Source organism: Streptomyces sp. NPDC020958, from assembly GCF_055562175.1.
On record NZ_JBVHFU010000005.1, the window covers coordinates 388,190 to 412,061 of the forward strand.

Annotated in this window: 26 protein-coding genes and 1 tRNA gene; 8 read left to right on the plus strand and 19 right to left on the minus strand. The window is 71.5% G+C overall.

Annotated elements, in window-relative coordinates:
- Nucleotides 1–33: 33 nt before the first annotated feature.
- The 5 genes from ACZ3KP_RS18735 (at nucleotide 34) to ACZ3KP_RS18755 (ending at nucleotide 7,080) form a co-directional block, all read left to right on the plus strand.
- Nucleotides 34–774 carry a response regulator transcription factor gene (locus tag ACZ3KP_RS18735; RefSeq protein WP_046727718.1) on the plus strand — a complete coding sequence of 247 codons (741 nt, stop codon included), beginning with the start codon at nucleotides 34–36 and terminating at the stop codon, nucleotides 772–774.
- Nucleotides 771–2,393, plus strand: coding sequence for a sensor histidine kinase (locus tag ACZ3KP_RS18740; protein WP_467500829.1), 1,623 nt, complete (start codon nucleotides 771–773; stop codon nucleotides 2,391–2,393). The genes ACZ3KP_RS18735 and ACZ3KP_RS18740 overlap by 4 nt, the downstream gene beginning before the upstream one ends.
- 14 nt (nucleotides 2,394–2,407) lie before the next feature.
- Entirely contained in the window at nucleotides 2,408–3,931 is a 1,524-nt protein-coding gene (locus tag ACZ3KP_RS18745) for a bifunctional glycosyltransferase family 2/GtrA family protein (RefSeq protein WP_467500831.1), read from the plus strand.
- A complete protein-coding gene (locus ACZ3KP_RS18750; RefSeq protein ID WP_467500833.1) occupies nucleotides 3,928–6,213 on the plus strand; it encodes a glycosyltransferase family 39 protein in 2,286 nt (761 codons plus the stop codon). Before ACZ3KP_RS18745 ends, ACZ3KP_RS18750 begins: the two co-directional genes overlap by 4 nt.
- A 132-nt stretch (nucleotides 6,214–6,345) precedes the next feature.
- Entirely contained in the window at nucleotides 6,346–7,080 is a 735-nt protein-coding gene (locus ACZ3KP_RS18755) for a TetR/AcrR family transcriptional regulator (protein ID WP_467500964.1), read from the plus strand.
- A 97-nt stretch (nucleotides 7,081–7,177) separates the two neighbouring features.
- On the opposite strand, the gene ACZ3KP_RS18760 is transcribed toward ACZ3KP_RS18755, so the two are convergent.
- The 4 genes from ACZ3KP_RS18760 to ACZ3KP_RS18775 form a co-directional block, all read right to left on the minus strand.
- A complete protein-coding gene (locus tag ACZ3KP_RS18760; RefSeq protein ID WP_358971366.1) occupies nucleotides 7,178–7,651 on the minus strand; it encodes a PPOX class F420-dependent oxidoreductase in 474 nt (157 codons plus the stop codon).
- Between the two features lie 64 nt (nucleotides 7,652–7,715).
- A complete protein-coding gene (locus ACZ3KP_RS18765; protein WP_132888238.1) occupies nucleotides 7,716–8,537 on the minus strand; it encodes a YceI family protein in 822 nt (273 codons plus the stop codon).
- A 130-nt stretch (nucleotides 8,538–8,667) separates the two neighbouring features.
- The gene (locus ACZ3KP_RS18770) at nucleotides 8,668–11,145 is read right to left on the minus strand and encodes an MFS transporter (RefSeq protein ID WP_467500966.1); all 2,478 of its coding nucleotides are present in this window, start codon (nucleotides 11,143–11,145) and stop codon (nucleotides 8,668–8,670) included.
- A 95-nt stretch (nucleotides 11,146–11,240) separates the two neighbouring features.
- Nucleotides 11,241–11,786 (minus strand): MarR family winged helix-turn-helix transcriptional regulator, encoded by a 546-nt coding sequence (locus ACZ3KP_RS18775; protein ID WP_358971360.1) that lies wholly within the window; start codon nucleotides 11,784–11,786, stop codon nucleotides 11,241–11,243.
- A 195-nt stretch (nucleotides 11,787–11,981) separates the two neighbouring features.
- Between ACZ3KP_RS18775 and ACZ3KP_RS18780 the strand changes: the two genes are divergently transcribed.
- Nucleotides 11,982–12,185 carry a hypothetical protein gene (locus ACZ3KP_RS18780; protein WP_358971357.1) on the plus strand — a complete coding sequence of 68 codons (204 nt, stop codon included), beginning with the start codon at nucleotides 11,982–11,984 and terminating at the stop codon, nucleotides 12,183–12,185.
- A gap of 161 nt (nucleotides 12,186–12,346) precedes the next feature.
- On the opposite strand, the gene ACZ3KP_RS18785 is transcribed toward ACZ3KP_RS18780, so the two are convergent.
- From ACZ3KP_RS18785 to ACZ3KP_RS18825, 9 genes are all read right to left on the minus strand, one after another.
- The gene (locus ACZ3KP_RS18785; RefSeq protein ID WP_467500836.1) at nucleotides 12,347–12,847 is read right to left on the minus strand and encodes a hypothetical protein; all 501 of its coding nucleotides are present in this window, start codon (nucleotides 12,845–12,847) and stop codon (nucleotides 12,347–12,349) included.
- Between the two features lie 393 nt (nucleotides 12,848–13,240).
- A complete protein-coding gene (locus ACZ3KP_RS18790) occupies nucleotides 13,241–14,167 on the minus strand; it encodes an RNA polymerase sigma factor SigF (RefSeq protein ID WP_361333084.1) in 927 nt (308 codons plus the stop codon).
- Between the two features lie 384 nt (nucleotides 14,168–14,551).
- Nucleotides 14,552–15,463: an RNA polymerase sigma factor SigF gene (locus ACZ3KP_RS18795; protein ID WP_358971349.1), complete on the minus strand. Its 912-nt coding sequence runs from the start codon at nucleotides 15,461–15,463 to the stop codon at nucleotides 14,552–14,554.
- 188 nt (nucleotides 15,464–15,651) lie between these two features.
- Complete coding sequence (locus ACZ3KP_RS18800) at nucleotides 15,652–15,945, minus strand: Dabb family protein (RefSeq protein WP_467500839.1); 294 nt, start codon at nucleotides 15,943–15,945, stop codon at nucleotides 15,652–15,654.
- Between the two features lie 17 nt (nucleotides 15,946–15,962).
- The gene (locus ACZ3KP_RS18805) at nucleotides 15,963–16,139 is read right to left on the minus strand and encodes a hypothetical protein (protein WP_165939313.1); all 177 of its coding nucleotides are present in this window, start codon (nucleotides 16,137–16,139) and stop codon (nucleotides 15,963–15,965) included.
- A gap of 164 nt (nucleotides 16,140–16,303) precedes the next feature.
- Nucleotides 16,304–16,388, minus strand: a tRNA-Ser gene (locus tag ACZ3KP_RS18810).
- A 78-nt stretch (nucleotides 16,389–16,466) separates the two neighbouring features.
- On the minus strand, nucleotides 16,467–16,898 hold the full coding sequence (gene tadA, locus ACZ3KP_RS18815; protein WP_132888232.1) for a tRNA adenosine(34) deaminase TadA: 432 nt from the start codon (nucleotides 16,896–16,898) through the stop codon (nucleotides 16,467–16,469).
- 59 nt (nucleotides 16,899–16,957) lie between these two features.
- Nucleotides 16,958–17,485, minus strand: a complete 528-nt coding sequence (locus tag ACZ3KP_RS18820) for a tRNA adenosine deaminase-associated protein (protein WP_132888231.1) — start codon at nucleotides 17,483–17,485, stop codon at nucleotides 16,958–16,960.
- 442 nt (nucleotides 17,486–17,927) lie between these two features.
- Nucleotides 17,928–18,125, minus strand: a complete 198-nt coding sequence (locus ACZ3KP_RS18825) for a hypothetical protein (protein WP_132888574.1) — start codon at nucleotides 18,123–18,125, stop codon at nucleotides 17,928–17,930.
- 135 nt (nucleotides 18,126–18,260) lie between these two features.
- Between ACZ3KP_RS18825 and upp the strand changes: the two genes are divergently transcribed.
- Entirely contained in the window at nucleotides 18,261–18,896 is a 636-nt protein-coding gene (gene upp / locus ACZ3KP_RS18830) for a uracil phosphoribosyltransferase (RefSeq protein WP_046726381.1), read from the plus strand.
- A 157-nt stretch (nucleotides 18,897–19,053) separates the two neighbouring features.
- Here the strand turns inward: upp and ACZ3KP_RS18835 are convergent, their stop codons facing one another.
- Together ACZ3KP_RS18835 and ACZ3KP_RS18840 are read right to left on the minus strand one after the other, a co-directional pair.
- Nucleotides 19,054–19,707 (minus strand): LytR C-terminal domain-containing protein, encoded by a 654-nt coding sequence (locus ACZ3KP_RS18835; protein WP_467500841.1) that lies wholly within the window; start codon nucleotides 19,705–19,707, stop codon nucleotides 19,054–19,056.
- 122 nt (nucleotides 19,708–19,829) lie between these two features.
- Nucleotides 19,830–20,126 (minus strand): type II toxin-antitoxin system VapB family antitoxin, encoded by a 297-nt coding sequence (locus ACZ3KP_RS18840; protein ID WP_003999914.1) that lies wholly within the window; start codon nucleotides 20,124–20,126, stop codon nucleotides 19,830–19,832.
- Between the two features lie 112 nt (nucleotides 20,127–20,238).
- Between ACZ3KP_RS18840 and ACZ3KP_RS18845 the strand changes: the two genes are divergently transcribed.
- Entirely contained in the window at nucleotides 20,239–21,786 is a 1,548-nt protein-coding gene (locus ACZ3KP_RS18845; protein ID WP_467500843.1) for a helicase HerA-like domain-containing protein, read from the plus strand.
- Nucleotides 21,787–21,829: 43 nt separating this feature from the next.
- On the opposite strand, the gene ACZ3KP_RS18850 is transcribed toward ACZ3KP_RS18845, so the two are convergent.
- The 4 genes from ACZ3KP_RS18850 to ACZ3KP_RS18865 all read right to left on the minus strand — a co-directional run bounded on the left by ACZ3KP_RS18850 (nucleotide 21,830) and on the right by ACZ3KP_RS18865 (nucleotide 23,858).
- Nucleotides 21,830–21,979, minus strand: a complete 150-nt coding sequence (locus tag ACZ3KP_RS18850; RefSeq protein WP_467500845.1) for a hypothetical protein — start codon at nucleotides 21,977–21,979, stop codon at nucleotides 21,830–21,832.
- A 59-nt stretch (nucleotides 21,980–22,038) separates the two neighbouring features.
- Nucleotides 22,039–22,398, minus strand: coding sequence for a hypothetical protein (locus tag ACZ3KP_RS18855; protein WP_467500847.1), 360 nt, complete (start codon nucleotides 22,396–22,398; stop codon nucleotides 22,039–22,041).
- Between the two features lie 85 nt (nucleotides 22,399–22,483).
- Nucleotides 22,484–23,134 carry an HdeD family acid-resistance protein gene (locus ACZ3KP_RS18860; RefSeq protein WP_467500849.1) on the minus strand — a complete coding sequence of 217 codons (651 nt, stop codon included), beginning with the start codon at nucleotides 23,132–23,134 and terminating at the stop codon, nucleotides 22,484–22,486.
- 106 nt (nucleotides 23,135–23,240) lie between these two features.
- A complete protein-coding gene (locus ACZ3KP_RS18865) occupies nucleotides 23,241–23,858 on the minus strand; it encodes an HhH-GPD-type base excision DNA repair protein (RefSeq protein WP_467500851.1) in 618 nt (205 codons plus the stop codon).
- Between the last annotated feature and the right edge of the window lie 14 nt (nucleotides 23,859–23,872).

The window sequence follows — 23,872 nt, forward strand, 5'->3', positions numbered from 1 at the left end:
GTGTTCTCAGAGGGCCCCGCCATGGTGTCCACCATGACCACGACCTCGCCCCAGGGGCGCACCGAACTGCTGAGGCCGGACGGGAGCCCCGTCCGCGTGCTTGTGGTGGACGACGAGCTGTCGATCACCGAACTCCTTTCCATGGCCCTGCGGTACGAGGGCTGGCAGATCAGGAGTGCGGGCGATGGTCAGGGCGCCATCCAGACCGCCCGGGAGTTCCGCCCCGACGCCGTCGTCCTCGACATGATGCTGCCCGACATGGACGGCCTCACGGTGCTGGGCCGGCTGCGGCGCGAACTCCCCGACGTGCCCGTCCTGTTCCTCACGGCCAAGGACGCGGTCGAGGACCGGATCGCCGGGCTCACCGCGGGCGGCGACGACTACGTCACCAAGCCCTTCAGCCTCGAAGAGGTCGTGGCCCGGCTGCGCGGGCTGATCCGCCGCTCCGGTGCCGCCGACCGGCGCTCCGACTCCGTGCTCGTCGTCGGTGACCTCACCCTGGACGAGGACAGCCACGAGGTCTCGCGGGCCGGGGAGGGCATCCACCTCACCGCCACCGAGTTCGAACTGCTGCGCTTCCTCATGCGCAACCCACGGCGGGTGCTCAGCAAGGCGCAGATCCTGGACCGGGTGTGGTCCTACGACTTCGGCGGCCAGGCCAACGTCGTCGAGCTGTACATCTCGTACCTGCGGCGGAAGATAGACGCGGGCCGCGAGCCGATGATCCACACCCGGCGCGGCGCCGGTTACCTGATCAAGCCCGCCGCGTCATGAGCGGGCGACGACGGCCGCGGGCACAGAAGCGACGAGCGGGAAAGCCGCGCACGCTGCGGACCCGGCTCGTCGTCGTGTCCGTGACGCTGATCGCCGTGGTCTGCGCGGTGATCGGGACGGTCACGACCCTCGTGCTGCGCGACCACCTGTACGGGCAGCTGAACGACAACCTGCGCGACGTCGCCGGGCGTGCCTCCGGCGGGCCCATTGGAGGTCCCGACGGCAAGGACCACAACCCGGAGGACAAGGGGCTCGTGCCCCGGACGACCGATCTGGGCAAGTTCGTCAGCCTGGGGCCGAACCCGCCGAAGACCCTCGCGGCCAAGGTCGAGAACGGGGCGATCACCAGCGGCCAGGTCGGCACCAAGCAGAACAACTCCGCCGGTTTCACGCAGATGGAGCCCGCGGCCCTCACCGCGGCCGAGCTCAAGGTGATCGGCTCCGTCACCAAGGACGGTGAACCGCACACCGTCGACATTCCCGGCCTCGGCAGCTACCAGGTGCAGTACGTCACCGGCAACAACGGCACCTACTACGTCGGTATCCCCACCTCCGACGTGGACGGCACCATCGGCACCCTCATCCTGGTCGAGATCAGCCTCACCGTGTCCGGCCTGATCGCCGCCACCCTCGCCGGTACCGTCATCGTCGGCGTAGCCACCCGTCCCCTGCGCAAGGTCGCCGCCACCGCCACCCGGGTCTCCGAACTCACCCTGCACACCGGCGAGGTGAACCTCAGTGAGCGGGTTCCGGAGTCGGAGTGCGACCCGCACACCGAGGTCGGCCAGGTCGGCTCCGCGCTCAACCGCATGCTCGACCACGTCCACGGGGCGCTGCACGCACGCCAGCAGAGCGAGATGCGGGTACGGCAGTTCGTCGCCGACGCCAGCCACGAGCTGCGCACCCCGCTCGCCTCCATCCGCGGCTACGCCGAGCTGACCCGGCGCGGACGGGAGCAGGTCGGTCCGGACACCCGGCACGCGCTGGGCCGTATCGAGTCCGAGGCCGGCCGGATGACCCTCCTGGTGGAGGACCTGCTGCTGCTGGCCAGGCTGGACGCCGGCCGCCCGCTCCAGTTCGAGCACACCGACCTCATTCCGCTGGTCGTCGACACCGTCAGCGATTCGCGCGCGGCCGGCATGGACCACAACTGGCGGCTCGACCTGCCCGACGAGCCGGCCCTGGTGTCGGCGGACGCGGCCCGCATCCAGCAGGTGCTGGTCAACCTGCTCGGCAACGCGCGCAAGCACACCCCGCCCGGGACCACCGTCACCGCCCGTGTCGAGCGGCGCGGCCCCTGGACGTGCGTGGACGTCGAGGACAACGGACAGGGCATCCCGCCGGACCTGCTGCCGCACGTCTTCGAACGGTTCGCGCGCGGCGACTCCGCGCGGTCGCGGTCCACCGGGTCCACCGGTCTGGGCCTCGCCATCGTGCAGGCCGTCGCGTCCGCGCACGGCGGCGCGGTCACCGTCGACAGCGTTCCCGGCCGCACGGTGTTCACCCTGTACCTGCCCGCGCTCGCCCCGGCGGCTCCCCAGCCGGACCCCGAAACCAACTGGCAATCGCACTCACAGGCGCAGCACAGTGCCACCACATGGGTGGAACAGGGCGCCTGACCAGAGTCGTTCCCATGCGAACCGACTCTTCTCCCGGCACTCTGCCGGCGCGGGAGCACCTCCCGGCCGGAAACGCCGGTACGCCTGTCCTGGACGTAGTGATCCCCGTCTACAACGAGGAGAAGGACCTCGGTCCCTGCGTCGTCAGACTGCATGATCACCTCAAGCGCACCTTCCCGTACGCCTTCCGCATCACCATCGCGGACAACGCGTCCACGGACACCACCCCGCAGGTGGCGCGGCGGCTCGAGGCGGACCTGGCCGAGGTCACGTCGTTCCGGCTGGAGCAGAAGGGCCGCGGCCGGGCGCTGCGGACCGTCTGGTCCGCCTCGGACGCGCCGGTCCTCGCGTACATGGACGTGGACCTGTCGACCGACCTGAACGCGCTGCTGCCGCTGGTGGCACCGCTCATCTCCGGCCACTCCGACCTGGCGATCGGTTCCCGGCTGGCCCGCTCGTCGCGCGTGGTGCGCGGTGCCAAGCGGGAGTTCATCAGCCGTACCTACAACCTGATCCTGCGCGGCTCCCTGCAGGCCCGTTTCTCCGACGCGCAGTGCGGCTTCAAGGCGATCCGGCGCGATGTCGCGCAGGTGCTGCTGCCGCTCGTCGAGGACACCGGCTGGTTCTTCGACACCGAGATGCTGGTGCTGGCCGAGCGCGCGGGGCTGCGCATCCACGAGGTGCCGGTCGACTGGGTCGACGACCCGAACTCCACCGTGCACATCGTGAAGACCGCCACCGACGACCTCAAGGGCGTGTGGCGGGTCGGCAAGGCCCTGACCACGGGCGCGCTGCCGCTGGACCGGCTCACCCGGCCGTTCGGCGACGACCCGCGCGACCGCGACGTCCAGGACGTGCCGAAGGGCCTGGCCCGCCAGCTCGTCGGGTTCTGCGTGGTCGGCGGCCTGTCCACCCTCTTCTACCTGGTCCTCTACAGCGCCTTCCGGTCGTTCTCCGGCTCCCAGGTCGCCAACGCGCTCGCGCTGCTGGTGTCGGCGGTCGCGAACACGGCGGCCAACCGGCGCCTCACCTTCGGGGTGCGCGGCCGGGGCGGGGCGGTCCGGCACCAGGCGCAGGGCCTGGTCGTCTTCGGTATCGGCCTCGCGCTGACCAGCGGCTCCCTCGCCGCCCTGAACGCGGCGAGCAGCGACCCCTCGCACTCCACCGAACTGGCGGTCCTGATCGCCGCCAACCTGGCGGCGACCGTGCTGCGCTTCCTGCTCTTCCGCGCCTGGGTCTTCCCGGACCGCGACGGCGCACCCGGGGCGGAGCCGACTGCGGTGGCCGCGTCCGCCCCGTCGTCCCCGGCCTACCCGACCGGCGGACTCCAGCCGTACCGGCAGCCGAGCGGGCCGCAGGACCCGCTCCCGCAGCGCCCGACGCACCAGCCCTACGCCCAGAGCGCCCCCTACGCCCAGAGCGGCACCACGACCACCCGATTCCGCGCCGGTGAAGCCGCGGACGGCACCTGGAGGGACAGCACCATGCAGTTGCAGCCGGTGCGTCCCCACGACACCGAGCCGGGGGAACCCCGATGACCATCCACACCGACCAGCCCACCGAGTGGGGACCGCCCCTCACGTCTCCCCCCACGTCTCCCCCGCCGCCGCACCACGCCCCCGAGGCCTCGGCGCCGGAGTCGGGCGAGCCCCGCCAGCCCTTCGTCCGGAGACTCTGGCGCGGCCGTCCCGAGGACCCCCGCTGGGTGCGCCCGGCCTTCCTCGGCCTGCTGGCCGCCACCCTCCTGCTCTACCTGTACGACCTGAGCGCCTCCGGCTACGCCAACTCCTTCTACTCGGCGGCCGTGCAGGCGGGCAGCAAGTCCTGGAAGGCGTTCTTCTTCGGCTCCCTGGACGCCGGGAACGCGATCACCGTGGACAAGCCCCCGGCCTCCCTGTGGCCGATGGAGCTGTCGGTCCGGATCTTCGGTCTCAACTCCTGGGCGATCCTCGTCCCCGAGGTCCTCATGGGCGTCGCGACGGTCGCCGTCGTGTACGCGGCGGTGCGCCGCCGGTTCAGCCCCGCCGCCGGTCTGATCGCGGGCGCGGTGCTCGCGCTCACTCCGGTCGCGGCGCTGATGTTCCGGTTCAACAACCCGGACGCGATGCTGGCGCTGCTCATGGCGGTCGCCTGCTACATGGTGGTCCGCGCGGTCGAGGACGGCCGGACCAAGTGGCTGGTGTGGGCCGGGGCCGCGATCGGCTTCGCGTTCCTCGCCAAGACCCTCCAGGCCATCCTGATCCTGCCGCCGCTCGCGATCGTGTACGCGGTCTGCGCACCGGTGTCGGTGAAGAAGCGGTTCGGCCAGCTGGCGGTCGCCACCGGCGCGCTCGTCGTCTCCGGCGGCTGGTGGGTCACGATCGTCGAACTCTGGCCGGCCTCCTCCCGCCCCTACATCGGCGGCTCGCAGGACAACAGCTTCCTGTCGCTGACCTTCGGCTACAACGGCTTCGGCCGCCTCAGCGGCGACGAGACCGGCAGCGTCGGCGGCGGTGGCGGCGGCAACGGCAGCACCGGTCAGTGGGGCGCGACCGGCTGGAACCGGATGTTCAACTCCGAGATCGGCGGCCAGATCTCCTGGCTGCTGCCCAGCGCCCTGATCCTCCTGGTCGCCGGGCTGGTGGCCACCCGCAGGCTGAGGCGGACCTCGGCCACCCGCGCCTCGTTCCTGGTCTGGGGCGGCTCGCTGCTGATGACCATGGTCGTCTTCAGCTACATGGCGGGCATCTTCCACCAGTACTACACGGTCGCCCTGGCCCCCTACCTGGCCGCCGTGCTCGGCATGGGCGCCGACCAGCTGTGGAAGCAGCGCGCCGAGCTGTGGGCGTCGATCACCCTCGCCGGCTCCGTGGTCGCGGCGGCGGTCTGGGGGTACGTCCTGCTCAACCGCACCTCGGACTACCTGCCCTGGCTCAAGTACCTGGTCCTGATCGGCGGTCTGGCCGCCGCGCTCGGCCTGGTCTTCGCGGGCCGGATCAGTCGCCGGCTGGCCCTCGGGGCGGCGGCGGTGGGCCTGGTGGCCGCGCTGGCGGGCCCGACCGCCTACACCCTGAGCACCCTCCAGACGGGCCACACCGGCTCCATCGTGACGGCGGGTCCGGCGGGCGCGAGCACGATGGGCGGCGGCCCCGGTGGCGGCGGGATGCGCGGCGGTGGCATGGGCGGTGGCATGGGCGGCGGTGGCGGCTTCGGCCAGAACCAGCAGAACCAGCAGAACCAGCAGAACCAGCAGAACCAGCAGGGTCAGCAGAACCAGCAGGGCTTCCCCGGCGGCACCGGCAACAGCACCGGCGGCATGCCCGGCCAGAACGGCACCGGCGGCACCGGAGGCACCGGCGGCACCCAGAACCAGCAGGGCAACGGCACCAAGCAGAACGGGAACGGCTTCCCCGGCGGCGGTCGGATGGGCGACGGCGGTGGCATGGGCGGCGGCGGTGGCGTCGGCGGCCTGCTGAACGGCGCGACCGTCAGCTCCCAGGCCAAGAAGCTGCTGGAGCAGGACGCGTCCGAGTACACCTGGGTGGCGGCGGCCATCGGCGCCCAGAACGCGGCGAGCTACCAGCTCTCCACCGGTGACGCGGTGATGGCGATCGGCGGCTTCAACGGGACCGACCCGTCCCCGACGCTGGCCCAGTTCAAGAAGTACGTGGCGGACGGAAGGATCCACTACTTCATCTCGTCCGGCTCGGGCGGCGGCATGGGCGGCAGCAGCACCGGTACCTCCTCGCAGATCACCTCGTGGGTCGAGAAGAACTTCAAGAAGGTGACGGTGGGTTCGTCGACCTTCTACGACCTCACGCAGAAGGCGAGCGGCAGCTGACGGCCGCCTGATCGACCGGGCGACACGAGGGCGGTGGCTTCGGCCACCGCCCTTCGGGGGTAGGTGTCGGTTCGCGGGTGCGCCGCAGCTCTAGCATCTTGGGAAGTGATCGTCTTGGCGGAAGAGGGCGCGATGGCGCGGGCCAGTGTGTGGCTGGAGGAGAAGGCCCGCAAGGGTGCGCGGAGCGGGCAGCCCTCCGGGCTCGACCGGGACCGCATCACCTCCGCCACCGTCCGGCTCCTCGACGCCGACGGCCTCGACAAGTTCTCCATGCGGCGGCTGGCGGCCGGGCTCAACGTGACCGCGATGTCCGTGTACTGGTACGTCGACACCAAGGACGACCTGCTCGAACTCGCCCTCGACGCGGCCTTCGGCGAGCTGACCCTGCCCGACGCAGCGGTCGGCGACTGGCGCGATCAACTGCGCGCTTTGGCCTCGGAGTACCGCGCCCTGCTGGTCCGCCACCCCTGGCTCTCCCCGCTGGCCGGGCGCTACCTCAACATCGGCCCCCACGCGCTCGCGTTCTCCCGCGTGGTCCAGCGGGTGGTCCGCCGCACGGGCCTGCCCGCACACGGCGTGACGGGGGCGATCTCGGCCGTCTTCCAGTTCGTCTACGGCTACGGCACCATCGAGAGTCACTTCGCCGCGCGGGTGGCGGCGGCCGGCATGACGGCCGACGAGTACGTCGACTCCACGATGGACGCCGTGACGGAGGTCCCGGACACGGCGAGGATCATCGAGGAGTCGAGGGACCTCATGGCGGCAAGGGGCGGCGACACGGTCGCCGAGATGCGGGACAGGGACTTCGCCTTCGCCCTGGACCTCCTGATCGCAGGCATTGAAGCAAAGGTGAGTCGCCCTGCCTAGGGGCGCTGGGGGCACCCCCGGCCGAAGGCTGGGGGAGGAACTGCGCGATCGACCACGTACGACCTGCAGTCGTGAACCGGGCTGTACCCCCGACCCCCTAGGCGTCCGGGGAGGCCAGCCGCGCCGGAAACCCTCCGGTGGCCACCGGCCCCCACCGTTCCGGCGTCACCCGGATGATCGACTTCCCCTGGCGCACCATCGCCGCCCGGTACTCGTCCCAGTCCGGGTGCTCCCCGGAGATGTTCCGGAAGTACTCCACCAGCGGCTCCACCGACTCGGGAGAGTCGAGGACCTCGGCCCGCCCGTCCACCTGGACCCACGGCCCGTCCCAGTCGTCGCTCAGGACGATCACGCTCACCCGCTCGTCCCGCTTCGCGTTCCGCGTCTTCGCCCGTTCGGGGTAGGTGGAGGCGACGATCCGCCCGGAGTCGTCGACCCCGCAGGTCAGCGGGGACCCCTGCGGGCTCCCGTCGGCGCGCCGGGTGAGCAGGATCGCGCGGTGGCGGGGTCGTACGAAGTCCAGGAGTTCGTCGAGGGAGACGGACGTGTTCGTCGCGATGTTCGGTGCCATGCGGCCAGCCTAGGCCCGGGGCGCCCGCTCAGCCTGTCCCTGCTGGGCCCACCCTGGGCCCCCCTCACGCCTGCGGCAGCGACTCGCCCTGCACCGCCTGGACCTCCAGCTCCACCTTCAGGGTCGTGCCGATCGCGGCGATGCCCGCCTGGACGACCTGGTTGTAGTTCATGGCGAAGTCCTCGCGGTGCAGTTCGGTCGTCGCGCGGAACGCGGCCCGGGTGCCGCCCCAGGGGTCGGCACCGGTGCCGAGGTAGGCGAGGTCGAGGTCGACGGGGCGCACCACACCGCGCAGGGACAGCTCGCCGTGCACCGTCCAGCGGTCCGAGCCCGCCGCCGTCACGCCCGTCGAGACGTAGGTGATCTCCGGGTGGCGTTCGACGTCCAGGAAGTCGGCGGAGCGCAGGTGGGTGTCGCGCATGCCGTTGCCGGTGTCGATGGAGGCGGCCCGGATGACCGCCTGGACACGGGACTTGGTGACGTCGTCAGGGGCGATCTCGATGGCGGCGGAGAAGTCCGTGAAACGGCCCCGCACGCTGGAGATGCCCAGGTGCTGGGCGACCGCGCCGACCGTGGAGTGCGCCGGGTCCACGGTCCACGGGCCGGGCGGCGGCAACTCGGTGCCGCCCTGCCGGGCCAGCGTGACCGTGCCGATCTCGGCGCGGCCGCTCGCGGTGACGATGGCGCTGGCGGCGGCGGGCGCGTAGCCCACGGCCGTGACGATGACGGTGTACGCCCCGGGCGCCAGCGGGTTCGGGTCACGGACCGTGCCCTCGTCGTCGGCCTCCGCGCGCAGCACCTGGCTGCCGGTCATGTCGGTCACCGTGACGACCGCGTGCGACACGGCCCATCCGTCCCGGGTACGGATCCTCGCGGTCAGTCCCATCCCGTCTCTCCCTGCGAACACTCGAACCGTCATGTGGTCAGACGGTCAGACGATTACAAATTGGTCTTATGGAACCGGCCCGCGGCAGGCGCCTCCTTGTGGGCGCGCCCGCCGCGGGCCGGAGTGCGAACTACTCGCCCGGGTGGGAGAGTTCGATGTCGTGGCCGTCGGCACCGGCGCCGGTGACGTGCAGGGCCGTGGCGACCGGCGGGTAGCCCGTCGCGATCACGGTGTAGTCACCGCCGTCGAGGTCGGCGAAGGCGTACGCGCCGTCCACGCCGGTGGTGGCGGTGCCGACCACGTTGCCGGCCGCGTCCACGAGGGTCACGCGGGCATCGGCCAGCGGCCCGTGCGGGGCCCGTACGACACCCTGGAGCCGGGCGCCGGCGTCCAGGTCGACCTCGATCCGGGTGACTCCGGTGGTGCCGATCTCGACCGGGAGGGCGCGCGGGCGGTACCCGGCCGCGTTCACCGCGACCGTGACGACCCCGGGGACCAGCTCGCCGAAGCGGAACTCGCCCTGCTCACCGGTGGCCGCGGTGGCCAGCAGGTCGCCGCGGACGTCGGTGACGATGACCATGGCGTCCTTGACCGGCAGCGCGCTGCCCGCGCCGCGCACCACACCGCTCAGCCCGCTGGTGCCGCTGAGCAGGATGTCGTACGACAGCGCGTCCTCGCCCACCACGACGGTGGAGGCCTGCGGCTGGTAGCCGTCGGCGGAGGCGATCAGCACGTACGAGCCGGTGCCGGGGGCGTCCAGCCGGTAGGAGCCGTCGTGGCCTGCGACCGAGCGGCCGAGCTGGCGGCCGGCGAGCGAGATCAGGGTGACCGCGGCCTGGGGGACCGGGACGCTCTCGGCGCCGCGCACGAAGCCGTGCACCGGGGTACCGCCGGATCCCGCCGACTGCTCGGGGATGTCGAGGGTGGCCACGGCGGTCACCTGCCGGGTGGCCTCGGCGGCGGTCTCCGCGCCGCCGTTCACGACGGGGGCGGCCCAGCTGGGGACCTGCTGCTTGGCGACGGGTGCCGCGACGGGCGCCTCGGCGGTGGCCGCTGCCACCGGTGCCTCGGCCGACTGCTCCTGCTCGGCCGCCTGCGCGAGCCCACCCTTGGTCTTCAGCGGAACCTCCTTGATGAACAGGCTGATCAGGAACGCGAGGGCGGCGAGTCCGCCGGCGATCAGGAAGACGTCGGCGATGCCGTGGCCGTAGGCGCTCTCCATGAGGGTGCGCAGCGGGGCCGGCAGCTTGCCCAGGTCCGGCAGGCTGTCGCTGGACGAGCTGGAACCGGCCAGGGCGGCCTGGTACTTGTGGGGGAGTGCGGCGGCGCCCTCGGTCACGTAGTGCGTGATCCGGCGGGCCATCACCGCGCCGAGCGCGGAGACGCCGACCGCACCGCCCAGGGAGCGGAAGAAGGTGACCGTGGAGCTGGCCGAGCCGAGGTCGCTCGGGGCGACCTGGTTCTGGGTGCAGAGCACGAGGTTCTGCATCATCATGCCGATGCCGAGACCCAGCAGCGCCATGAAGATCGACATCTTCCAGTACGCCGTGTCGTAGCGGATGGTCCCGAGCAGGCCGAGGCCCGCCGTCACCAGGACGCCACCGCTGACCAGCCAGGCCTTCCAGCGGCCGGTGCGGGTGATGAACTGGCCGGAGACGGTGGAGGAGATGAACAGACCGCCGATCATCGGGATCGTCATCACGCCGGACATCGTCGGGGACTTGTCGCGGGCCAGCTGGAAGTACTGGCTGAAGAACACCGTGCCGGTGAACATCGCGACACCGACGAACAGGGAGGCCAGCGAGGCCAGGGTGATGGTGCGGTTCTTGAACAGCCGCAGCGGGATGATCGGCTCCTTGGCCTTCGACTCGACGAGCACGAAGATCAGCGCGAGGACGATCGCACCGCCGATCATCGTGTAGGTCTGCCAGGAGATCCAGTCGTACTTGTCACCGGCGAAGGTGACCCAGACCAGCAGCAGGGAGACGGCGGCGGCCACGAAGAACGCGCCGGCCCAGTCGACCTTGACGTCCCGCTTCACGACCGGCAGGTGCAGGGTCTTCTGGAGCACGATCAGCGCGAGGACGGCGAAGGGCACGCCGACGTAGAAGCACCAGCGCCAGCCCAGCCACGAGGTGTCGGTGATGACACCGCCGAGCAGCGGGCCGCCGACGGTGGCGACGGCGAAGGTCGCGCCGAGGTAGCCGGAGTAACGGCCGCGCTCACGCGGCGAGATCATCGCGGCCATGACGATCTGGGCGAGCGCCGACAGACCGCCGACGCCGACGCCCTGGACGACACGGCAGGCGATGAGCATGCCGGCGTTCTGCGACAGACCGGCCGCCGCGGACCCCAGGACGTAGATGACCAGGGCTATCTGGACGAGCGCCTTCTTGCTGTACAGGTCGGCGAGCTTGCCCCACAGCGGGGTGGTGGCGGTCATCGCCAGCAGCGAGGCGGTGACGACCCAGGTGTAGGCGGACTGGCCGCCGCCGAGGTCGGTGATGATGTGCGGCAGGGCGTTGGTGACGATCGTGGACGACAGGATCGCCACGAACATGCCGAGCAGCAGGCCGGAGATGGCCTCCATGATCTGCCGGTGGGACATCGGCGCCTGCTCGGCGGAGCTGCCTCCCCCGTGCTTGGCGTGAGCCCGCACACCGGCTGGTGTGGTCGTTGCCATGGGCTTCCTTTTCTTACGTCTTATGCGGGTGTACGGGTGGTCGGTTCGAGAACGGGAGCTTCGAGTACGGGGGTGGGGGCGCGGGCGGCCGAGGCGAGCGTGGACCCGGCGGCGGGCCGGGGGTGCGGGCCCGTGGCCCGGCAGTCGCCGAAGCTGGCGCGGAGCCGGGTCATCAGCCGGATCAGCTGCTCGACCTCCTCGTCGCTCCAGTCGCTCAGCCGCTCGGTGAGCAGCTCGGTGCTGCGCCGGGACAGGTCCTGGAGGGTCGCCTCGCCCGCGGGGGTGAGGTGCAGGATCCGGGAACGCTTGTCCGCCGGGTCGGCGGAGCGCTCGATCCAGCCGCGCTCGGCCACGTGCGCCACGTGCCGACTGGTCACGGACATGTCCACGGCGAGCAGCTCGGCGAGCTTGCTCATGCGCATGGAGCCGTGGCGGCCGAGCAGCGTCAGCACCGCCGCGGATCCTGCCGGGCACTCGTGCGGCAGGATCCGCGCGAGGTCCCGTTTCACGGCTCCGACGGCGCTGAGCTGACGTGCCAGCTCCTCGAACTGCGCCTGCTCCGCCATCACACCTCCCGTATTCGTTGCTTGGGGCAACCATAGAACTGCTTGGTTGCCACAGGCAAATAAGTTGGCCCAGGATGGGGATAAAAACTTGGCAAAGGCAAGTATTGCGAACGTAAATGCGCAGGTGGGGACGGATGCGGCTGCGGGTGGCCCCCCACTTGGGCCACAACCTCGGATTCGCTAGTGTCTCGGGCCATGGCTAACACCCAGGGCCCCCAGGGCAACTACGACCCCGCCGGCAGCACCCAGATGTTCCGCGCGTTCGTCGACGAGGCCCCGCAGACCTCCCAGCAGACGGCGACCACCTACTCCTCCTCCGGTCCCCGCCTCGGCCTGATCCTCGGCGTCGTCGCCGCGGTGGTCGTGGTGGCGGCGGTCGCCTGGCTCGCGCTCATGTAAGTCGCCTGGCGCGCGCTCACTTCATACGACCGCGGTCGGGTCGTCGGTACGACGGTCACGGCGGCGGCGCGACGCAGAACCCGGGGTTCCCCGCCCCGGGCTTTCGTCGTACCCGCGTGGAGGCCGGGCCCGCGCCGAGGCCGGGCCCGCGCGGGGCTCCCTCAGCTCCAGTCGACCCCCACGATCCGGGTCTCGACGTGCATGCCGAGCGGCACCCGCCACGCGTCGACGCAGACCGTCCAGGTCCCGTCCGTACGGGAGTGCGGGGCGATCGGGACCGGGAGGCGCTGGGCGGAACCGACGGTCGCCCAGTCGATGCCGAGCAGGTCGATGATGTGCGTGCCGAGGGCGATCGTCCCGGAACGGACGGCCGTGCCACCGGAGTTGCGGAAGGTGACCGTCACCTTCTCGCACCAGCGCTTGTCCGTGGTCTCGCGGGTGGGGGCGCTCCAGGTGAGGGCGGCGGGCGCGGGGGTGCCGGGCACCGCGGAGCCGGAGCCGGAGCCGGAGGGGGAGGCGGAAGGCGCCGGAACCGAACCTGCCGGTCCGTCCGCCGAGTTGCCCGCTCCGTCCGGCCCGCCCGCCGGGTCGCCCGACCCGTCGGCCCCGTCCTGGCCGCCCGCCGCGCTCGACGGGCCCGCCCCGGAGGCCGCTGCGTCCACCGGCGCGGGTGATCCGCCCGTCGGACCGCTCGGTGACCCTGCCGACCGGTCCGCCGTCCCGTGGGGCCCGTCCAGCGGAACCAACGTCACCGTCCCCGTCGGTCGCGCCGCCGTCCCCGTGGGTCCGCCCGCCGGTCCCACCGCGGTGTAGCCACCGCCGCCGCTCCCGCACGCGGCGAGGAGGCAGACCAGACAGAGACCGGCCGCCGACCACCCCACCACCGTGCCCCACCCGCCAGAAGCCTCCCGGCGGGACCGCCCGGGGGCCGCGGCGGCCGCCGACGCTTTCGGGTCGGCGGGCCGGTGGCCGGTGCGGGTCCAGCGGGGAGGCATCGGGCCAGTGTGGCTGACGCTCCGTCAGTTGGGAAGCCCTCGGTTCTCGGTCGGGAGCCCTCAGTCCGAGATCAGGCCCTCGCGCAGCTGTGCGAGCGTGCGGGTCAGCAGGCGGGAGACGTGCATCTGGGAGATGCCGACCTCCTCGCCGATCTGGGACTGGGTCATGTTCGCGAAGAAGCGGAGCATGATGATCCGGCGCTCGCGGGGCGGCAGCTTGGCGAGCAGGGGCTTCAGGGACTCGCGGTACTCGACGCCTTCCAGGGCCGTGTCCTCGTACCCGAGGCGGTCGGCCAGGGAGCCCTCGCCGCCGTCGTCCTCGGGGGCCGGGGAGTCGAGGGACGAGGCGGTGTACGCGTTGCCCACCGCGAGGCCGTCGACGACGTCCTCCTCGGAGACGCCGAGGACCGCCGCCAGCTCCGTCACCGTCGGCGAGCGGTCCAGCTTCTGGGAGAGCTCGTCGCTGGCCTTGGTGAGAGCCAGGCGCAGCTCCTGCAGGCGCCGCGGGACGCGGACCGACCAGGAGGTGTCCCGGAAGAACCGCTTGATCTCGCCGACGACGGTCGGCATCGCGAACGTCGGGAACTCCACGCCGCGTTCGCAGTCGAAGCGGTCGATCGCCTTGATCAGGCCGATGGTGCCGACCTGGACGATGTCCTCCATCGGCTCGTTGCGACTGCGGAAGCGGGCCGCCGCGTAGCGCACGAGGGGGAGGTTGAGTTCGATCAGGGTGTCCCGGACGTAGGCACGCTCGGGGCTGTCCTCGTCGAGTGCGGCGAGCCGCAGGAACAGGGAGCGGGACAGGGTGCGGGTGTCGAGGCTCTCCGAGACGGCCGGAAGCTCCTGGGCCGGCGTGGCCTCCAGCGCCGGAGCGCCGGCGATGGCGCCATCGATGCTGTCGAGCACGTCGATGGCGTCGAGCTCCTTGGGCGCTGCCTCGCTGTTCGTGGGCATGAGCACCTTCGAGCTGCCCTGTTCTGCGGACATGCCACCCCCTTTGGGTCGCGGGACGGTCGCGGCGACGCTCCCCGGCGAGGAGCGGTGCCTTCACCTGAATACCGGAGCCTGAGCCCCGGCAAACGCGCTTCCGGCAGAATGTCACATGTCGGCAACACGCTGTAGTGACATGTCGACATGTGAAATGTGAATCAGCCCTGCGTGCAAGGGGTCTGACGGTTTTTCGTCCCTCAACTGTCGGGAAGTGTGCTGGTGAGCGATTCGCTCGCGACGGTGATGGCTCGATCCTTTTTGCGGTAATGACCCCGCCGGGCCCCCGCGGTCAGGTCTCGGCCCGGTAACGGATTCGGGGTGGGCGCGGACGGGCGCGGGCGGGGTCGGGGGCAGGTCCGGCGGCAGGTCCGGGGAAGGGCCCTACGCCTCGATGCGGTTCGCCGAGCGCAGGCGCTGGAAGCTGCGGGCGAGGAGGCGGGAGACGTGCATCTGGGAGACGCCGAGTTCCGCGCTGATCTGGGACTGGGTGAGGTTGCTGTAGTAGCGCAGGAGGAGGATGCGCTGTTCCCGCTCGGGGAGTTGGACCAGGAGGTGGCGGACCAGGTCGCGGTGTTCCACGCCGTCCAGGGCCGGGTCCTCGTACCCGATGCGGTCCAGCAGGCCCGGCAGTCCGTCGCCCTCCTGGGCGGCCTCCAGGGAGGTCGCGTGGTACGACCGGCCGGCCTCGATGCAGGACAGCACCTCCTCCTCGCTGATCCGCAGCCGCTCGGCGATCTCGGCGGTGGACGGGGTGCGGCCGAAGGCGGTGGTCAGGTCCTCGGTCGCGCTGTTCACCTGGACCCACAGTTCGTGCAGCCGGCGCGGGACGTGCACGGTACGGACGTTGTCGCGGAAGTAGCGCTTGATCTCGCCGACGACGGTCGGCATGGCGAACGTCGGGAACTGCACGCCCCGGTCCGGGTCGAAGCGGTCGATGGCGTTGATCAGCCCGATGGTGCCGACCTGGACGACGTCCTCCATCGGCTCGTTGCGGGAGCGGAAACGGGCGGCCGCGTAGCGTACGAGCGGGAGGTTGGCCTCGATGAGCGCCGCGCGCACGCGGTTGTGCTCCGGCGTGCCCGGCCTGAGCTCCTTGAGCTGCCCGAAGAGCACCTGGGTCAGCGCCCGGGTGTCGGCGCCGCGACGTTTCTCCGGGGGCGGTGCGGGCGCCTGGGCGGGGGGCTGGGTCGCGGGCTGGGACGTGGGCTGGGGCTGGGCCGGTGGTGGGCTCTGACCGGCGGGCTGGGCGGGGGCGGGCGCCTCTTCCTGGGGCGGCGCAGAACTGGCCGACACGGTCAACGCCACCTCTTCATCGGTCAATCATCCGTCAAAAGCGGTCATAGCATCACAAGACATGTGCACTGTGTGCAAGCACCCCATCACCTCGTGTTGAGGTTGAATGGCGGTTAGTTGGGGCATAAGCGCACGAAAGCCCCCCGTCGTTCCCGGCGGAGGGCCATGATCCGAATCGGACGGGGTGCTCAGAACTCGTAGTCGGCGATCACCCACGTGGCGAACTCCCGCCACTGCGCGGCGGCCGCCTGGTGGTCCGGGTGCTCCAGGTAGCGCTTCAGCGCGTCCGCGTCCTCCACCGCCGAGTTGATCGCGAAGTCGTGCGCGACGGGGCGGTCGGTGATGTTCCAGCCGCACTCCCAGAAGCGCAGTTCCCCGATCTTGCCGCCGAGCGCGGCGAAGGCCTCGGCGCCCGCGACGGCGCGCGGATCGTCGCGCCCCACGCCCTCGTTGAGCTTGAAGAGGACCAGGTGGCGGATCATGGGTACTCCCGGTGGGTCTACTTCGCCCCGTTGGCCAGCCAGGTGAAGAAGTCGCCGACGGCCTTCGCGGCGTCCGATATGCCCTGGAAGACTATCTGGACCCAGGCCGCCGCCCTGGGCGGGTCCGTGATGATGACGTACAGCGCGAAGACCACGAGCGCGTAGACGGCGATCTTCTTGGCGTTCACCGCCACCGGCCTCTCCCCTGGTTATCCCCTGTTGCCGGGCGCGAGTGTAACGGTCCGATCGTTTTGTATGACCAGTGGCGCGAGGGGTACCCGGATTTTTCTCCGGCTCCCGAGGCGACCGGAACATGACGAAGGGCCCGGTCCATTGGACCGGGCCCTTCGCTTCACAGCGGTAGCGGAGGGATTTGAACCCTCGGTGACTTGCGCCACACTCGCTTTCGAGGCGAGCTCCTTCGGCCGCTCGGACACGCTACCGAGGGAGACCTTACAGCACCGGGGGCCGTGCGCTGAAATCGGTATTCAGGGGCCCGGGGCGGACCCCGGAACGGCGGCTCAGCGGGTGCGGAAGAACTCCGTGAGCAGCCGGGCGGACTCCCCGGCGAGGACGCCTTCGACGACCTCGGGACGGTGGTTGAGCCGCCGGTCCCGTACGACGTCCCAGAGGGACCCCGCGGCGCCCGCCTTCTCGTCGCGGGCACCGTAGACGACCCGGTCGACCCGGGCCTGGACCAGGGCGCCGGCACACATCGTGCAGGGCTCCAGCGTCACGACCAGGGTGCAGCCGGTGAGCCGCCATTCGCCGAGCGCCGCGGCGGCCCGGCGCAGTGCGAGGACCTCGGCGTGCGCGGTGGGGTCGCCGGTGGCCTCGCGTTCGTTGTGCCCGGTCGCGAGGACCGTCGTACCGTCCGCGGACAGCACGACGGCGCCGACGGGGACGTCCCCGCCCTGGACGGCCTGGCCTGCCTCGTCCAGGGCGAGCCGCATCGCGGCCCGCCAGCGGTCGCGTACCGGGTCGGGGGACCCGGGTGCCTGGTGGTGGAGCGTCAGCGGACGGTCTCCAGGACGTCGGAGGCGCCCAGGGCCTCGGCGATCTCGCCGAGCGCGTCCTCGTCGAGCGACAGCAGTTCCTTGGCGGTCACCCCCAGGTCGTCGAGGATGCCGGGGTCGCCCACCGGGCCCGAGGGCACGGCCGAGCCGTCCGAGTCGTCGTCCTCCTCCGGCTCCGGCTCACCGTCCTCGGTGCCGTCGAGGTCGAGGGAGTCCAGGACGTCGGTGTCGTCCTTGGGCTCCCTTCCGAGCATTTCGTCGGTGAGCAGGAGCTCGCCGTACGAGCTGCGGGCGGCGGCGGCGGCGTTGGAGACGAAGACCCGGGGGTCCTCCTCACCGTCGACGCGCACGACACCGAACCACGCGTCTTCCTGCTCGATGAAGACGAGCACCGTGTCGTCGGCCTCCGAGGCCGATTCCCGGGCCAGATCGGCCAGGTCCGACAGGGTCTCCACATCGTCGAGCTCTGTGTCGCTCGCTTCCCACCCGTCTTCGGTGCGCGCGAGCAGTGCGGCGAAGTACACCGTGACTCTCCCACTGGTCTTAGGCGTGCCGGTTGGGGGTCCCCCCGGCGGAGGTTCTGGGCGGGAAGAGCTGGGCTCCGAGCCCCACCCACTCGGAATCGTGGCAGAAACAAGGCGTTCAGGGGACGTCTTCGGCTCCCTGTGTCTGGCAGTTTTGATCGCACGTATGCAAAGAGCCATCCATGCGTCCCTGAACGCAGTCACCAGCGCACTCGTTGCCGCCACCTGCGGATCGTACGCGGGTTTTGCCGCGGCCCACGCACGGCCTTCCCCGTGCCGGACCGCAACGGGCCGCAAGCAGTGGATCTTTGCCGAAGGATCGGCGTGACGACTCCTGTGGACTCTTACCGACTCTTTCGGCCCTTCGCGGGCTCTTACCGGTTCTCACGGGCTGCTGCCGGCCCTCACGGGCTCCTGCCGGTCCGTGGACTCCTGTCGAGGGCTACCAACGGAACGTCCTCATCCGCATCGCGTGTCGCAGCCGGGCCACTTTCGCCCGGCGGGGCTGGACGCGGTCGCGCAGCGCCCGCGCCTCGGCGAGTTCGCGCAGGAACCGGGCCCGGCGGCGGCGCCGCTCGGCCTCGGTCTCGCCCTCCGGGGCGCCATAGCCACGGTCGGGCTGTCCAGGCTGTCCTGACAGTTCAGGCACGTCGAATCACCCCACTTCGACACTCCCACTTTCCCCCGGACGGCCGGTTTGATGCCAGGTCCGATGTCCGGGTGCGGCAGCACGGACCTGCGCGGGGGGCGGTCGGGCGCGGTTACTGTTGTCGGCATGCGTCTCCACGTCGTCGACCACCCCCTGGTCGCCCACAAGCTCACCACGCTGCGCGACCAGCGCACCGACTCCGCGACGTTCCGGCGGCTCGCCGACGAACTGGTCACCCTGCTCGCCTACGAGGCGACCCGGGACGTGCGGACCGAGGCCGTCGACATCCGGACCCCGGTGGCCGCCACGACCGGCGTCAAGCTCGCCCGGCCGCGTCCGCTGGTCGTGCCGATCCTGCGGGCCGGGCTCGGCATGCTGGACGGGATGGTGCGGCTGCTGCCGACGGCCGAGGTGGGTTTCCTGGGCATGATTCGCAACGAGGAGACGCTCCAGGCGTCCACGTACGCCTCCCGGATGCCGGAGGACCTCTCCGGGCGTCAGGTGTACGTCCTGGACCCGATGCTGGCCACGGGTGGCACGCTGGTCGCCGCGATCCGTGAGCTCATCAGGAGGGGCGCCGACGACGTCACCGCGGTGGTGCTGCTGGCCGCCCCCGAGGGCGTCGAGGTCATGGAACGCGAGCTGGCGGGGACGCCGGTCACGGTGGTGACGGCGGCGGTCGACGACCACCTCAACGAGCACGGCTACATCGTGCCGGGCCTCGGGGACGCGGGGGACCGGCTGTACGGGGCGGCGGAGTAGCCCTCCGGGGGTTCGCGCGGTCGCCGTGGGGGTGCGGTTCTGCGGCGGCCGCGGGTGCGTTGTGGCTGGTCGCGCAGTTCCTCCCCCAGCCTTCGGCCGGGGGTGCCCCCAGCGCCCCTGGGTGGGCTTCGGCTGGCGGTGCGGGGATGTGCCGCGTTCAGCAGGCTTTCTTGGTCGTCGCCTTCGGCTGGGGGGCCGCCAGGGCGGTGATCGCCTTGTCGGCCGTCGCCTGGGGGGTGAGGGACTTGAAGGCGTCGCCGATGATCAGGTCCACCGCGGCGCCCTTGCGGCCCGCCTCCGTGCGCTGGTCGGCCGCCGTCACCTGGGTGGCCAGGACCGGCAGCGAGGTCTTCAGGGCGGAGGCGGGACCGAGCAGCACCGCCGTCCCCTTGACCTTCGCGTCGAACTTCGCCGGCGCGTTCCCGACGTCGCCGATCCGGAACCCGCGCTTCTTGAGCGCGTCCGCGGTGTCCTTGGCCAGGCCCGTGCGGGTGGTCGCGTTGTAGACGTTCACCGTGATCTGCGCGGGCTTCGGAAACGCGGCGGCGGACGCCCCCGCCGCGGGACTCGGGCTCGCGGCGGCCTGCTTGACGCAGTCCCCCGCGGAACCGGCCGCCGAGGCCTTCCCGCCGCCACCCGTGAAGACGTCGATGAGCTGCAGTGTGCCCCAGCCGACCAGGCCGAGCGCGGTGACGGAGGCGACCACGGAGAGGGTCAGCCGGGTACGCCGCCGGCGTGGGCGCATGCGTGGGTATTTGTCCCCAGTGATCCGGTACTGGCCGCCCATGCCGGGGGGAGTCAGCATGCTCATGAGCGCAGCGTAGTGCGCCACGGGTGCGTTGACTAATAGATGATCATCCGACGGTGCCCGGTCCAACCCGAAAGGGGCAACCGGCGCGCAACGGCGGACGGCGAGCGGGTGTCCGCTCGGTGTCAGTCGAGTTCGAGCACGCGCGCGTGCAGCACCTGCCGTTGCTGGAGGGCGGCGCGGACCGCGCGGTGCAGCCCGTCCTCCAGGTACAGGTCGCCCTGCCACTTCACGACGTGCGCGAAGAGGTCGCCGTAGAACGTCGAGTCCTCGGCGAGGAGGGTCTCCAGGTCGAGCTGGCCCTTGGTCGTCACGAGCTGATCGAGGCGGACCGGGCGCGGTGCGACGTCCGCCCACTGCCGGGTGCTCTCCCGGCCGTGGTCGGGGTACGGCCGGCCGTTTCCGATGCGCTTGAAGATCACACGGAAAGCCTACCGGTCCTGACGTTCCGGGCGCAGCCATGGCGACCGAGTGCGACGCTGGAAAAGACGTTGTAAAGGTCATCAAAAAGGCGAAAGCGGAACTGGGGGTCCGATGACGAGTGCCGCCGAACCCGCGGGAACGGCAGGAGCCGGCGCCCCGACCCCCGCCGCGGTCGCCGCGATCGCCTCCGGGTACGCCTTCACCGGCCCGGCGCTGGACCTCGGCGCCCTCCTGTGGGACGGGCAGTGCCGTCCCGACGTCCAGGTCCGCATCCCCCTGCCCGTGCTGAACCGGCACGGGCTGGTCGCGGGCGCCACCGGCACCGGCAAGACCAAGACGCTCCAGCTGATCGCCGAGCAGCTCTCGGCGCAGGGCGTCCCGGTGTTCCTCGCGGACGTCAAGGGGGACCTGTCCGGTGTCTCCCGCCCCGGGCAGGGCGGCGCGAGAGTGCTGGACCGGGCGGCCGAGGTGGGCCAGCGGTGGACTGCGGCCGGCTTCCCGGCGGAGTTCCTCGCGCTCGGCGGACAGGGCCACGGCGTGCCCGTCCGTGCCACGATCACCAGCTTCGGCCCGCTGCTCCTGGCCAAGATCCTCCAGCTCAACCACACCCAGGAACAGTCCCTCGGCCTGATCTTCCACTACGCGGACACCAAGGGCCTGGAGTTGATCGACCTCAAGGACCTGCGCGCGGTGGTCGCCTTCCTCGTCTCGGACGAGGGCAAGGCCGAGCTGCGGAACATCGGCGGCCTCTCGACGGCCACGGCGGGCGTGATCCTGCGTTCCCTGACCGCCTTCGAGGCGCAGGGCATGACGGACTTCTTCGGCGAGCCGGAGTTCGACACGGCCGACCTCCTGCGTACGGCACCGGACGGCCGCGGCATCGTCTCGGTCCTCGAACTCCCCGCCGTCCAGGACCAACCCCTGCTCTTCTCCACGTTCCTCATGTGGCTGCTGGCCGACCTCTTCCACGACCTCCCGGAGATCGGTGATGCCGACAAGCCGAAGCTGGTCTTCTTCTTCGACGAGGCGCACCTGCTTTTCGACGACGCGTCGAAGGCGTTCCTCGACTCGATCACCCGGACCGTGCGCCTGATTCGCTCGAAAGGGGTCGGCGTCTTCTTCGTCACGCAGACCCCGAAGGACGTGCCGTCCGATGTCCTCGCCCAGCTGGGCAACCGTGTCCAGCACGCGCTCAGGGCGTTCACCCCGGAGGACCAGAAGGCGCTGAAGGCGACCGTGGGGACCTTCCCGAGGTCGCCGTACGATCTCGCGGAGCTCCTCACGGGGCTCGGCACCGGCGAGGCCGTGGTCACCGTGCTCAGTGAGAACGGCGCCCCGACCCCGGTCGCGGCGACCCGGTTGCGGGCCCCGGAGTCCCTGATGGGTCCCGTCGACGCGGCCGAACTGGACGCCGCGGTCGGGGCGTCCGACCTGCGGGGACGTTATGCACAGGCTGTGGACCGCGAGTCGGCGTTCGAGAAGCTCCGGCACGCACCCCCGGCGGCCGGGCAGAAGCACGCGGGGCACGGGGAAGAGCCCTCGCTCGTCGAACAGGTCGTGAAGAGCGGGATGTTCAAGTCCCTCGCGCGTTCGGTGGGGACCCAGCTCGGCCGGGAGATCACCCGTTCCCTCTTCGGGACGGCCCGCAGACGCCGGTGAGCCGGGTCGTCCGGCACGGGCGACCCGGCTCCGTCCCGAGGGCTCAGCCGTGCTTCTGCTCCTGGGGCCGCGGGCTCTGCTCCTGGGGCCGCGGCCTCGGCGGCTCGGCCGTCTTCTCCCGGGGCTTCGGCGTGCTGCGGACGGCCTCGGCGCGCAGCAGGGCGCGCAGGACGGCGTACGGGTCTGAGGGCATGGCGGTGTTCCTTGCGTAGAGCGGACCGACCTGACAGGGGGAGCGGGGTGTCGGGTCGGTCAGCAGCGCAGGACCACGGTGCGCAGCAGGGGTGCGGGATACGGCGGACGCGGGGCGGCCGGGCAGGCGCGCCGCCGGTCGCGGTCGGCCGGGTCGTCGGACCCCGCGGCCGGGAGCGGCGCGGGGCGCTGGGGTACGTCGGCGCGGTGGACGGTGCGGGCGGGTGGCCGCAGCGGGCTGTCGGGCACGTCGTGCTCGGCGGCCCCGGCCGTGGCGGCGGTGACGGGGGCGGTCGCCGCGGGAGCAGCGGTGGGGACGCCGGCCAGCAGCAGGGCGAACAGCAGCGCCACGAGCGCCCGCAGCCGGGCGTGGCCGGACCGCGGGCGACCGTGGGTGGGGCCGCCGCTCATGATGGTCATCTCCCCGCGCCGTGGGCGGTGTTCATCGCGCCGGGTGGCAGAACCGCTCGCTCGGCGTACCTGCGAGGCGCGGGGTTGACGCTGTTCACACGGTGCGCGGGATGTGCCCGGCGCGGCTGCGCAGGCCGAACGAGGAGACGATCTCGACGATGCCGACCACCACCAGCCAGACACCGGCGACCAGGGTCAGTGCGGCGACCGACTTGAACGGGGACACGATCAGCACGATGCCGGCGATGAAGGTGACGATCCCGAGGAAGATCATCCAGCCGCGGGCCGGTATCGCCGGGTCGTGCACGGCGGCGATCGTCTGGGTGATGCCGCGGATCAGCCAGCCGATCCCGATCCACAGGGCGAGCAGCAGGACCGACTCCAGCGGGCCGCGGAAGCAGAACAGGCCCAGCAGGATCGACAGCGCGCCGCTGATGAAGGCCAGCACGCGCAGCGAGGTCGTCTTGTGCGTGCCGAAGGCGGCGGCCAGCTGGAAAACGCCGCTGACCAGCAGGTAGACACCGAAGAGCACGCCGGCGACCAGCAGGGTGGTGCCGGGCCACACCAGGACCAGGATGCCGAGGACCAGCGAGGCGATCCCGGTGACCAGGATGGTCCCCCAGGCGGCCTGGGCGAGTGCGTGCAGCGGCCCTTCGAACGGTGGTTCGGCCTCATGCCGCCCGACACCGTAGGCGTGCGCCCTGCGGTCGTCGTCGGCGGGCCCGGTGCTGTGGGGCTCGGTCATGCATCAAGGGGAGCCCCCGCCATCCGTCACCGCCACCACAGGGAGCCCGACCGGGTGACGACCAGAAGGAGCGCAGGTCACTCGGCCCCACTCCCCTTCGCCCCCTTCACCCCTTCGCCCCCTTCATCGCCTTCGCCGCCGCCTTCATCTCCTGCTTGTGCGCCCGGACCTTCGCGAGCGACTCCGGCCCGGTGATGTCGGCCACCGACCGGAACGCCGACGCCTCCCCGTACGCCCCCGCCGCCTCCCGCCACCCCTTCGGTCGCACCCCCAACTGCTTCCCCAGCAGCGCGAGGAAGATCTGCGCCTTCTGCTTCCCGAACCCGGGCAGTTCCTGGAGCCGCTTCAACAGCTCCGCCCCGTCGTCGACGCCGCGCCAGATGCCCTCGGCGTCCCCGCCGTAGTGCTCGACCAGGTACTGGCACAGCTGCTGGATCCGCTTCGCCATGGACCCGGGATAGCGATGGACCGCGGGCTTCTCGGAGAGCAGCGCGGCGAACGCCTCCGGGTCCTGTGCGGCGATCTCGTGCGCGTCCAGGTCATCGGCGCCCATGCGCCGTGCGATCGTCGCCGGCCCCTTGAACGCCCACTCCATCGGCACCTGCTGGTCCAGCAGCATGCCGACGAGCGCGGCGAGCCTGCTGCGGCTGAGGAGTTCGTCGGCCTCGGCGTCCTGGGCGAGACGCAGGGCAGGGCTGGCGGCGGCGTCGGCATGGGCGTCCATGGCTCGATGATCCC